The organism is Paenibacillus sp. Marseille-Q7038 (assembly GCF_965111595.1).
In genome coordinates this window covers 728358-739922 of sequence record NZ_CBCOOM010000001.1, presented here as the reverse complement: position 1 = coordinate 739922, position 11565 = coordinate 728358, and the positions used below count along the sequence as shown (strand labels likewise).

11 protein-coding genes are annotated in these 11565 nt (G+C 41.7%); 2 read left to right on the top strand and 9 right to left on the bottom strand.

Features of this window, described 5'->3' with window-relative positions; all coding sequences use genetic code 11:
- Nucleotides 1–70 precede the first annotated feature (70 nt).
- Both ACWPWY_RS03625 and ACWPWY_RS03620 read left to right on the top strand, forming a co-directional pair.
- The gene (locus ACWPWY_RS03625; protein WP_454190433.1) at nt 71–1108 is read left to right on the top strand and encodes a M42 family metallopeptidase; all 1038 of its coding nucleotides are present in this window, start codon (nt 71–73) and stop codon (nt 1106–1108) included.
- Between the two features lie 61 nt (nt 1109–1169).
- Nucleotides 1170–1562: a hypothetical protein gene (locus ACWPWY_RS03620; protein ID WP_454190432.1), complete on the top strand. Its 393-nt coding sequence runs from the start codon at nt 1170–1172 to the stop codon at nt 1560–1562.
- A gap of 178 nt (nt 1563–1740) precedes the next feature.
- Here the strand turns inward: ACWPWY_RS03620 and ACWPWY_RS03615 are convergent, their stop codons facing one another.
- The 9 genes from ACWPWY_RS03615 to hemE all read right to left on the bottom strand — a co-directional run bounded on the left by ACWPWY_RS03615 (nt 1741) and on the right by hemE (nt 11514).
- A complete protein-coding gene (locus ACWPWY_RS03615; RefSeq protein ID WP_454190431.1) occupies nt 1741–2676 on the bottom strand; it encodes a hypothetical protein in 936 nt (311 codons plus the stop codon).
- A 52-nt stretch (nt 2677–2728) separates the two neighbouring features.
- Complete coding sequence (locus tag ACWPWY_RS03610) at nt 2729–4666, bottom strand: ABC-F family ATP-binding cassette domain-containing protein (RefSeq protein ID WP_454190430.1); 1938 nt, start codon at nt 4664–4666, stop codon at nt 2729–2731.
- Nucleotides 4667–4720: 54 nt separating this feature from the next.
- Nucleotides 4721–5308 carry a TetR/AcrR family transcriptional regulator gene (locus ACWPWY_RS03605; RefSeq protein WP_454190429.1) on the bottom strand — a complete coding sequence of 196 codons (588 nt, stop codon included), beginning with the start codon at nt 5306–5308 and terminating at the stop codon, nt 4721–4723.
- Between the two features lie 31 nt (nt 5309–5339).
- A complete protein-coding gene (locus ACWPWY_RS03600) occupies nt 5340–6149 on the bottom strand; it encodes a DUF92 domain-containing protein (RefSeq protein WP_454190428.1) in 810 nt (269 codons plus the stop codon).
- 168 nt (nt 6150–6317) lie between these two features.
- Nucleotides 6318–6941: a fumarylacetoacetate hydrolase family protein gene (locus tag ACWPWY_RS03595; RefSeq protein ID WP_454190427.1), complete on the bottom strand. Its 624-nt coding sequence runs from the start codon at nt 6939–6941 to the stop codon at nt 6318–6320.
- Nucleotides 6942–6965: 24 nt separating this feature from the next.
- On the bottom strand, nt 6966–7727 hold the full coding sequence (locus ACWPWY_RS03590) for a glycerophosphodiester phosphodiesterase (RefSeq protein ID WP_454190426.1): 762 nt from the start codon (nt 7725–7727) through the stop codon (nt 6966–6968).
- Between the two features lie 28 nt (nt 7728–7755).
- The gene (locus tag ACWPWY_RS03585; protein WP_454190425.1) at nt 7756–9114 is read right to left on the bottom strand and encodes a CapA family protein; all 1359 of its coding nucleotides are present in this window, start codon (nt 9112–9114) and stop codon (nt 7756–7758) included.
- 361 nt (nt 9115–9475) lie between these two features.
- Nucleotides 9476–10426 carry a ferrochelatase gene (gene hemH / locus ACWPWY_RS03580; RefSeq protein WP_454192782.1) on the bottom strand — a complete coding sequence of 317 codons (951 nt, stop codon included), beginning with the start codon at nt 10424–10426 and terminating at the stop codon, nt 9476–9478.
- A 26-nt stretch (nt 10427–10452) separates the two neighbouring features.
- Complete coding sequence (hemE, locus tag ACWPWY_RS03575; protein WP_454190424.1) at nt 10453–11514, bottom strand: uroporphyrinogen decarboxylase; 1062 nt, start codon at nt 11512–11514, stop codon at nt 10453–10455.
- Nucleotides 11515–11565 lie beyond the last annotated feature (51 nt).

The window sequence follows — 11565 nt, the reverse complement described above, 5'->3', positions numbered from 1 at the left end:
AGGGATTCTCCATGATTTACAGCATTTTCAAGCAGTGTCAGAGAAAATACATGATAAGGGAGATCGCACAATGAGCATCCAAATCAATGAGGAATATACTTTACAATTACTCGATAAATTACTAAACACGCCGAGCCCGAGTGGGTTTACTCATCACATTATGGAAATCATCGAAGCAGAAGTGTCGAGACTTGGGTTTACGTATGAGCGCAATGCAAAAGGCGGCACCATTATCACGCTTCCAGGTGAGGACAATAGCAGAACCATCGCGTTAAGTGCTCATGTCGATACACTCGGTGCCATGGTTCGTTCCATTACCTCAATCGGGACGCTAAAATTAACATCGATCGGTGGATTCATGATGAATTCGATCGAGAATGAGTATTGCATCATTCATACTCGCAGCGGCAAGTCCTATACAGGTACAATTATGTCTTCCGCTCCATCCGTTCATGTCTATGCAGGTGCAAGAGAGTTCAAACGAGAAGAGAATCATATGGAAATCCGAATCGACGAACTTGTAGAAACAAAACAAGATGTTTTGGATCTAGGAATCGGAGTAGGCGATTTCATTTCTTTTAACCCACGTGCCGAGTTCACTGCCAGCGGGTATATCAAATCTCGCCATCTGGATGACAAAGCAAGTGTCTCTGCCCTCTTTGCCTTACTAGAATCCGCTAAGAGTAATCAATGGAAGCCTAAACACCAAGTTAAAATGTTAATCAGTAACTATGAGGAAGTTGGACATGGTACGGCTTATATTCCAGGTGATATTGATGAAATGATTGCTGTGGATATGGGCTGTATTGGAGACGATCTGACTTGTAAAGAAACCGACGTGTCGATCTGCGCAAAAGATTCTTCGGGACCTTATGATTATGAAATGACATCCCGGCTGATCGAACTAGCAAAAGCTTCTGACATCGACTACGCTGTCGATATCTACCCTTTCTATGGTTCGGATGCTACAGCGGCACTACGCGGTGGTAACAATATTCGTGCGGCTTTAATCGGACCTGGCGTCCATGCATCACATGCAATGGAACGTACACATAAAAAAGCAGTGATCAATACAGCTAAACTGTTAGCTGCTTACATCACTGCGTAATTCTCTTTAGATTAAATAAGAATTTATCATCACGAAAACACACCATAAAGAAGGCGTTTATTTGAAGCAAAAGATTTACATTCCTCTGCTCATCCTATTCATTGGATCTTTATGCTTTAATGTTTATCAGTATCATTCTAATAACGCTGAACAAGAGTTATATCAACAAAACCTAAACGGTAGATTACGAAGTGAGCTGACTTTCTTTGCTTCGACACTCGAAGAGGGAAAAGTCCCCAGCCCTTCTACTCTAAGCTCTGCTTCGATAATTGATACTCTGTCGTATTACTCTGATATGGAGATTGATGCAAGATTAGGACAAATCATTATTGAAAAAATGATGAATAATCAACCTTTAACTAAGGTAGAAAAAATGCGTGATAAAATTCGTAGGATACAAGGCTCTCCTTCTCATGAGGAAATGATCGAGCTAAACATTCTTCTTAAAAAATAAGACCCCTCTCGGGGTCTTATTATCTTATAATATGATTTAGTTCTTACACTTGAAGAACAGCCCTTAGAATGAGCATTAGTATTCCCTAAGGTATAACCGATAACATACCATTGGGTACGCTTCACGAGCTAGAGAGTCTATATATATTTATTATCTCAGGAGTAACAACAAAAAGAAGCTACGCTTTTTCTACCGCTCTCTTCCGCTTGTCCTCCCAGTCCTTGAGTTCACCGAGTAGTTTCTGCTTTGTGGAATCTAGTTTTATTAAAACTCTATCCACCTCTCCCATACCTTGGCTAACGCTATCCTGGGCATCATGGATTTTACTTTGTACCAACCAGTCACTAAAAAATCCATCAAGGAAATAATCAGCGAAAGTAAGCATACCTTGAATTTCAAAATTACTGTTCAGGATGACATCGACGTCACGAAGCTCTTCCTGAAATTTACGAAGGTATAACTGAGCATCATGAACATGATCCTCTGCATCCCCGATATGGCTATGTTTAATATGTGTAGAGATCATTCCTCCACCAAGCATATCGTAGGTTCCCCAATTCCCCGCTGATTTCAAAGATTCTGCTGCCTCATCAAGACGATCAAGCACTCGATTACCTGCTGTCACTGCTTCCTCAATCTCTTTCAGTTGCCCTTTAATCATGACCTCATGTTCCAAACACTTCTGAATGAAAACATCTGAATCTACCAAGCTTTTCTGTTTGTCAGCCATAAGGTCATCGTATTCTTGTCTCCAGTGCTGCCATTCATACAAAGCTGCAATCTCGCTTCTTACTTCAGACAGCTGTTTACGAATATCTTCAAGAGCACGGTGCGCTTCGTCATACAACGCTTTACTCTCTAGAAGTTCTTTCTCCTCTTTCTCCAGCTTCTCTTCTTTTCTCCCGAGCACACTATAAAATAATGAAGACAAAGAAGTCTTTAAAAGCTGATCCACATCCTTTTGTTCTGCACGCAGATGTTCTGTTCGGACATAAAGGAGTTCTTCTGCCCTTTTTTCAAGCTCTTGCAGGTTTTCTTCTCGGGAAGTCCATTTTTGAAGCAATCTGCCTTTCTCCTTCAGCAATGCGAGGCGTTCATTCGTTTCTTGATACACAAGCATCCTCCCCCTTTTGGTACTTCCAGGACTGCGGACCATACTTTTTCACTTACTTTTTGTTCTGTTCAATCTGCTCGGCTAGTTCATTTAAATAAGTCCATCGTTCCATTAACTGTTCCAGCTCTTTCTCCGCTTCTTTCTGTTCCTGCATCAGTTCCTGAAGTCTTGATGCATCAGCAAAAGCGGCTTCCATCTGAGAAGTAAGATTCTCTATCTTCTGCTCTGCAGCTTCAATCATCGCATCAATCTGCTCATATTCCCGTTGCTCTTTAAAACTGAACTTCAGTTTCGTTTTAGATAGATCTTCAGACTTCACGGATGCAACTGGAGATTCTTTTTTCTCTATCATTACTTCTTTCTTTACCGACTCTTTCCGAGGCTCTTGACCATTCTTGGCAAGCCATTCCGCATACTCCGAATAGTCCCCAACATGCACTCTTACCTGCCCCTCGCCTTCAAAGGCAAGCACTTTGTCAATCGTGCGATCGAGGAAATAACGGTCATGGGATACCACGAAAACCACACCCGAGAAATCTTCCAAATAGGTTTCAAGAACACTAAGGGTACTGATATCCAGATCATTCGTAGGCTCATCTAGAAGAAGTACGTTAGGCGCAGACATAAGGACTCTTAACAAATACAGACGACGCTTTTCTCCCCCTGACAAACGGGAAATATATGTCCACTGCGCTGCAGGAGGAAATAAAAAGCGTTCCAGCATCTGAGCAGCAGTAATAGTCTCTCCGTCTCCTGTACGAATCACTTCTGCCTCTTCTTTAATATATTCAATGACTCTTAGATTCTCGTCCATTTCTTGATGTTCTTGCGTAAAATAACCTAGTTTAACGGTAGGCCCTACCACAATTTCGCCAGAATCAGGCTGGATTTGTCCTGCAATCATGTTAAGCAGCGTGGATTTACCACTACCATTCGGCCCTACAATACCTACACGATCACCAGGAACCGCGATGTAACTTAGATCATCCACCAAGGTGCGATCTTCCATTTTTTTAGACAAATGCTCTATTTCCAAAATCTTCTTGCCTAGTCTAGCAGAAGCCACCGACATTTCCAACTCTCCGGAACGATGAAGATTATCCTGATCTTTCAATTTTTCAAAGCGGTCAATTCTCGCTTTTTGTTTTGTTGTCCGTGCTTTCGCCCCTCGGCGAATCCAAGCAAGTTCGCTTCGTAATAAGTTTTGCCGTTTCTGCTCTGATGACGCTTCTCTCTCTTCACGTTCTGCCTTCAATTCTAAAAATCTAGTGTAGTTGGCTTCATACCGGAAAAGACGTCCATGATCAAGTTCGATCATGACATTTGCTACTCGATCCAGAAAATAGCGATCATGCGTGATCATAAGAAGCGCACCGCGGCGTTTTTGTAAATACTGTTCCAACCAAACCACAGAATCGTTATCAATATGGTTTGTAGGCTCATCTAGTATTAATAGGTCTGATGGATGGATAAGTGCAGCGGCAAGCGCTACTCTTTTTCGCTGTCCACCGGATAAACTGCCCATTTTTGCATCAATCTGATGAATTCCAAGTTTAGAAAGAATCGTCTTCGCTTCACTCTCTAGCTGCCATGCATCATGTTCTTCCATCTTTTCGCTAAGCGAAGTAAGTTTCTGCAACAACGTTTCATCATTTGGCTTTAGTTCGAGTAGTTCCATAATTTCCATATAGCTGCGAACGACCTGCATTTCAGGAGAGTCGCCTTGAAATACTTGCTGCAATACTGTGATATCCGGGTCATAGTCCGGATTCTGGTCTAACATTTCAATCCGTACATGATTACCGATTGCCACATTACCTTCATCTGCTTGTTCCTTACCTGCAATCACGCGAAGAAATGTTGATTTACCTGTTCCGTTTACACCAACAATTCCGATTTTATCTTGATCATTCATACCAAAAGAAGCATCTTTAAAAAGAATCTTTTCTCCATAGCTCTTAGAAATATGTTCAACTGTCATTATATTCATTATGATATTTACCTACTTTACTTCAGTTTATGTGAATCTAGTGTGTGCTGTTTATTAGGTGAAGTACAAACTCGCAAGCTCTTTACCACAACCATTGATGAATAAATTACTGGCAAACTTCACTCTTTTCTCTAATTCCTCTGCTCCAAAATTCGGGTTAACCATGATATCCATTTTATGCCGATCTAAAATACCAATATAAGATACAGCATAGAGTTCTGGCTCTGGTAATCCGCCTTCGGTGAGCATCTCTTGTACAATATACATATACTCTTGCAAAAAATGCTTCATGTACTTCATGAGCTCAGGATCATTATTTGGCGTCATAAAAAATAGCTTTGTGTGCTGGCGCCGCTCATAATAGTATGTTAAATGATTCCGCGCGAAAATGATTAATTTCTCTTGCATGTTCATAGAGGAGTCTTTTAAAATAACTCTGGCTGACTGAAGAAAACGTTCACAATCTCTGCGGGTAACTGCTGTAAAAAGGGCTTCTTTATTTTTAAAATATAAATAAATAGTCCCTTTGGCGATGCCAGCCTCATCCGCAATTTCGGACATCTTGGTTTCATAGAAACCTCTCATTCCAAATAGATGATACCCCGCGTCCAAGATCGCTTCCTGTTTGTCTATTGGATCCATATTTATCACCACCCTACAAAATCTTGTCATTTTAAAATATAAAGTATCCAAGAATACCTGCCAGAGCTCCGCCGAACAAGGAACTCAGTAAATTCACAAGGTCATTACTCATCCAGCTTAAACCACGACTTTTTATCGTTCTAACGCCGCAGTGCTCATTCACTTCTACTTCTTTACCGCATATAGTACAGCGATACATTCGCTGCGCCGTCGCTCCTAAAAGGGAATCAAGATAAGCGCCAGCGAAACCAGAGATAAGCCCGATTAATGCATATTGCAATAAGGAAGTGGATAAATCTTGACCTGTTACTTGTAAGAAAAGATAGGCCCCCACACCGATAAGAAGTGCCCCTGACATGGATGCGATATTACCCGTCAACGTCACTCCCCCAGAAGCTCCAGGAGCTACGGGCTGCAGTGTAACGACAGATCTCGGTGTTCTACGGCTAAGACTTCCAATTTCAGTAGCCCACGTATCTGCTGTAACAGTTGCCATGATCCCAATGAAAACATACATCCACACGGGATGTGGAAAAAGAGCATATAGAATGACTAATATCATCCCTAGTCCGCCATTTGCAAATACTTGTGTGGCATCCCGGTTTCCTGTCTTAGCATAGGATTTTTCTAATTCACGCTTTTCACGTTTCTTATATTTCGAGAGCAGGGTCGAAGTAATAAAAAATAGCAGCAATGTACCAAACCAGAATAAATTGCCTGCTCCATAGTATACTGCACCCATCACAACAGCTGCAGCGAAACCCGATCCTGTCAATGATTTCTTCCTATAGGCAGCACCAGCCACGAGGAGTGCAAATAAAGTGCCCAATATCCAATCCATAAGAGTCCATTCTCCTGTACATCTATTTTATATTTTAATAGTATACCACGCGGATCCATGCCGAGTCAGTCCAGCTAATGGATCAGACAAATATAAAAAAAACACGCAATCGCAACAAGATAGTCACAAATGCGTGCCCTTATTTAGTTCCATTCGTCATTCATCAGGTTATTTGATAATAATACTGCCTTTTTCTTCACCAGCAAAGGTTAGTTTTAGCCTATCCCCAGACTTAACGGGTCCAACTCCTGCAGGCGTTCCTGTAAATATAATATCTCCCTCACCGAGTCCATAATGCAGGGCTACATAATCTATGATATCCTGAAGACTAAAGATCATGTCACGAATATTGCCCCTCTGCACTTCTTCATCATTCTTATTCAGCGTAAAGTCTGATTCCATGAGCGTGTCTATTCCTTCAAAAGGTATAAACTCAGTGATAGGTGCGGAACCAAGGAAACCTTTAGCAGCTGTCCAAGGGTGTCCCTTACTTTTCAGCTTAGACTGTACATCTCGCAGGGTAAAATCAATGCCGAAAGCGTAGGAATCTACCACTTGATTGATAACCTCTCCAGGACATGCCTCTTTTCCAATTTTGATGACCAGTTCTGCTTCATAATGAATTTCTCCGCGTCCTTCTGGAAGTGCAAGAGTCTGCCCATTCATCATTACAAGCGCATGAGATGGTTTCATGAAAATCATCGGTTCTTCCGGTACAGCATTCCCTAGTTCTTCCGCATGAAGCCGGTAATTTCGCCCCACACAATATACATTTCGAATTGTTTTGTGCATGTCTCTTCTCTCCTCTTGTCATGTCTACTTGGATGAAGGTTTGAATAATTTCGATAACTTTCTAGAGTTCGCCTTGTTCCACAATTCAGGTCGATTCGTGCAGAGCATAATACTTTCGTCAATCTTTGCAATATTACGCATGATACGTGATGAATCAATCGTCCATGCCATAACTCTTATTTTTTTACTGTTCATCTCTTTGATTAGCGACTTGGTGACATAAGGATATCCAATGGATAGAAAATGACATCCTAGTTCTTCAAGTTGCCTTTCAAGATCTGCAGGAGATGCATTAATAATCAGCCCTGTCGGAATTTCCGGATGGATTCGTTTCACCTGACGTAATGCCTTCTTCTCAAAAGAGGTAATAACATAATCACGAGGCTTCCATACGCCGTACAGTTTTCTAATAACGGAACCCGCCAAATCTGGATACATATCACCGACCGTTTTCAGCTCAATATTAAGCTTCACTTTCCCCTTCGTCAATTCAAGCACTTCTGTCAGTGTAGGAATCCGTTCCCCCGCATACTTTTTCGATTTCCAGCTTCCGGCATCCAGTTTCTTCAGTTCAGCAAGTGTATGCTCTCTAACATTGCCACTCCCATTTGTTGTTCGTTCCAGCCGAAAATCATGGATTACCACAGGAACTCCATCACGAGAGAGCTGCACATCAAGCTCAATCCAGGAAACCTGCTCTTGCTCCATAGCCAGTTTAAATGCAGCTATTGTATTCTCGGGAGCAAGTGAAGAATATCCGCGATGTGCTACGCATGGATTGTCCATCTAACCTCACCCTCTTTACAGGAACGACTTATTTTATGGATGAGACCGTCCCATCCTCACTTATTTTAGCTCCAAATGATCTGTCTTGAACCTCACGCAACAATGTTGTGCCCTCTTTCTTGTTCATTGGAACAGGTTGACCCAGCTCTGCATGATAAGGTAATACTTTGATACCGCAATTTCCGTCTTTTTGGCAAGTCGCTTCAAATATGGCTGTTTTCCAAGTTTCGGCTGTAGCTGATCTAGAAAAAATAAAATTACCCGTGCTATAGGCAATCCACTTCCCTTTATAGGATTCTAGTCCTTGAAGGACATGGGGGTGACCGCCAATCACAAGATCCGCGCCTGCATCTATAAATTCATAGCCTAGGTTTTTTTGGTTCTCATCGGGAGTGGTCTGCCGCTCTTGTCCCCAATGAGCCATTACAATCACTAGATCTGCCTTTTTATTAGCTTGCTTTATGGCTTTTACTGCTTCCGTACTATTGTATGCGTCTGCGACACCAGGTTTCCCTGCTTCTGCCCGCCAGCTAGCCTCAGGCATAACTCTAGTAAAACCTAGTAACGCTATTTTGATTCCATTTTTTTCGTAATAAACAGGGCTATAGGCTTCCTTTCGATCCAGACCGGCACCTACATAGCTAAGTTTATTGTTGTTCAGATGCGTAAGTGTATCCGTAAGACCCTTTACTCCTTGGTCCAATATATGATTGTTGGCTAGGTTTACCACATCCACACCCGCGACAGCAAGTGATTTGAGAGCTTTCGGGGATGATTTATATACGAAGCTTTTATTTTGAGCGGCTACTCCCCCTGTAGTGACAGGTGTCTCCAAATTAATAAAGGTAAGATCGTCATCTGTAAACAAAGAGCCCAAGTGTTGATATGGATAGTCGAACCCTTTCTTTAATAATAAATCCTCTACTTTACCTGAAAATTGAACATCCCCTGCAAAGTGCATGGTAATTGTCTCTTTAGCAGACGTATTTGTTAATTTTTCTTCTTTCGCCACTTCTTCTTTTGCTACTTCTTCTTTTGCTACTTCTTCTTTCACTTTCTCTTCCTTTGTTCCTTCTTCCTTCACCGGTTCCTTCGTCGATTCTGATTTATTCGATTCATCTTTAACTTTCTCATCAGATTCGTTCTTCAAGCTTTGCTCTTTTTGTGATTCTGGCTTAGATTCTAGCTTTTGTCCCTCATCTATGATCGGATCTGAAGCTTGTTCTTCGGTCGCCTGCTGATTAAGATCTATATATTTTTCCTTATCGGCTAGATCTCGTTCCGTATCATCAGCAGGTTTCTCTTCGCTCTCCGAAACTGAACTGGATAAGTCCGGACCGTTCACCTGGTTCGCTTGATCCTGCTTTTCACTTAAGGTCTTAGTCATATCTCCTGTTCTAATCGCAATAAAAACTCCTGCAACAAGTAAAACCAGTACTATGTTTATGGTTAACCACCGCTGGGTTCTTTTACGTTGTTTTTTCTTTTTCGCCGCTTTGCTTCTATTTGTTCTTGAGGGTAGCATAAAATCTCCTTTTTCTTGTAATTGACTAGCAAAGCAACCTTTACGAGTCTATCTAACGAATCTATTATACCATTTAAAGGATATTTGGTGTGAATTCATAGAGGCAAAGTGAATGATAGGCAAACAAAAATAACCGCAAAGCTTTGCTCGTATTAAGAGCCGCTTGCGGTTATTCCAATATGAAATATCGTAAATATTATACTATAAAAGGTTAATTAAGCATTTAAACTTTCCATTTTTCATCAGCACGTCTAATGATAACATCACTCAGTGCTTCCATATAAAGCGGGTCACTATTTAGAGAATCGATGCGCATGAGTCGCATATCCAGTTCTTTAGCGACCGCTTTTGCTTCAATATCCAAATCATACAGTACTTCCAGATGATCGGATACAAAACCAATAGGTGCTACCAGTACATCCTCAACCTCTTCTTTGCTAAGTTCCTGCAGTGTATCAAGAATATCCGGTCCAAGCCAAGGCGTTGCTGTACGACCTGCACTTTGCCAAGTGAACTGCCAATGATCTACTCCAGCTTGTTTTGCTACAACCTTGGAAGTTTCAAGCAGTTGCTCCGGATATGGGTCACCCATCTCTACGATTTTTGCCGGCAGACTATGAGCACTAAACAATACCCGAACATCTTTGCGGATCGCTCCCGCCTCTTCAAAATCGTTCAGCTTCGCGCTTACTCGCATGGTAAGTGCCTCTATGAGCTTTGGATGTAAATGGTAGGATTCAATAAAGCCCATCTCTATCCCATGCTCCTCTGCTTTTGCTTGTGCTCTCTTAATGTAAGATCCAACACTCATTGTAGAGTAATGAGGAGCGAGTACGATGCCAATTGCTTTTTTAATCCCATCCGCCGCCATCGCATCTACTCCGTCTTCAATAAATGGGCTCGCATGTTTTAAACCTTGATAACAACGGTACTCTGTACCTGCTGTTCTAGCGTCTTGTTTCAAAGTTAGCTCTAACGATTCCACTTGCTTGTTCGTATTCTCACGTAGCGGAAAAACCCCCCCCACGATCGCTTCATATCGCTCGGTAAGTTCAGCGAGCTGCTCTTCTGATGGCTTATTCCCGCGTCTGATATGTGTATAATATGCTTCAATATCCTCCATACTTTGAGGAGTGCCATACGACATGACGAGTACACCTATTTGATTCATTATTTCATCCCATCCTTGTTAAGTCTTATTTAAGATACGGTTGACTTCTGTGCACGAATGGCTTGCTCTGAATATTCATGAACATAATCCGTAAGTTCTTTCAGTTTTTCTATCGAAGCCTCTGGGAATAAACCATGACCTAGATTGAATATAAAGCCAGGAGACTGAATGCCTTGATCCATAATATCTTTGGCGTATTTCTTAATAGTGTCCATTGGAGCGGTCAACACATAAGGATCCAGATTGCCTTGTACGGCAAACTTCTCACCGAGTCGTAAGCGACCTTCCGTAATAGAGACTCTCCAGTCAAGACCAATAATATCAGCCTTAATATCATGCAGCGTAGGAAGCAGTTCACCTGAACTCACGCCTGGGAAGTAAATTTTAGGTACTTTTAGATCCGACAACTCATCAAAAATACGAGTAATGGTAGGTAGTACATAGTATTTAAAGTCTTGCGGGGCAAGAGCTCCTACCCAGCTGTCAAACACCTGAAAGGCTTTTCCCCCATTTTCAATCTGATGACGAACATAAGTAATTACCATATCTCCAAGTTTGTCCATTAATGTAAACCAAAGAGCTGGCTCACTATACATCATCTCTTTCGTCCGTATGTAATTCTTCGACGGGCGACCTTCAATTAAATAGCTTGCGATTGTAAAAGGAGCCCCTGCAAAAGTAATGAGTGGCACTTGAAGTTCATTATTTAATATTTGAATGGTTTCCATGATGTGAGATAGATCCTTATCGACATCAATGGGCTTAAGACGCTCTATATCAGCCGCTGAGCGGATTGGATTATGGATAACTGGCCCAACATCTTTGACGATGTCAAAGTCAATACCAAGAGAAGCTACCGGATTCATAATGTCGGAATAAAGAATAGCTGCATCCACACCTAGCTTGCGTACGGGTAACATCGTCACCTCAGCTGCAAGTTCCGGCTGTTTACAAATCTCCAAAAGTGTGTATTTTTCTTTTATCTTCCGATATTCAGGGTCATAGCGCCCCGCTTGTCTCATGTACCATACAGGCAACCGATCTACCTGTCTTTTGAAGCTGGCTTCTATAAACGTATTATTGTATGCCATTTTGGGGCCTCCCTTATTCTCAAGTCTTTACTTTATTATGCCCTTTTTATG

Coding starts and splice junctions, on each gene's coding strand:
- ACWPWY_RS03605 (WP_454190429.1), bottom strand. CDS start 5,308: ATGGATCCAATAGACAAACAGGAAGCGATCTTGGACGCGGGGTATCAT.
- ACWPWY_RS03600 (WP_454190428.1), bottom strand. CDS start 6,149: ATGGATTGGATATTGGGCACTTTATTTGCACTCCTCGTGGCTGGTGCT.
- ACWPWY_RS03610 (WP_454190430.1), bottom strand. CDS start 4,666: ATGAATATAATGACAGTTGAACATATTTCTAAGAGCTATGGAGAAAAG.
- ACWPWY_RS03625 (WP_454190433.1), top strand. CDS start 71: ATGAGCATCCAAATCAATGAGGAATATACTTTACAATTACTCGATAAA.
- ACWPWY_RS03595 (WP_454190427.1), bottom strand. CDS start 6,941: ATGCACAAAACAATTCGAAATGTATATTGTGTGGGGCGAAATTACCGG.
- ACWPWY_RS03590 (WP_454190426.1), bottom strand. CDS start 7,727: ATGGACAATCCATGCGTAGCACATCGCGGATATTCTTCACTTGCTCCC.
- ACWPWY_RS03585 (WP_454190425.1), bottom strand. CDS start 9,114: ATGACTAAGACCTTAAGTGAAAAGCAGGATCAAGCGAACCAGGTGAAC.
- hemE (WP_454190424.1), bottom strand. CDS start 11,514: ATGGCATACAATAATACGTTTATAGAAGCCAGCTTCAAAAGACAGGTA.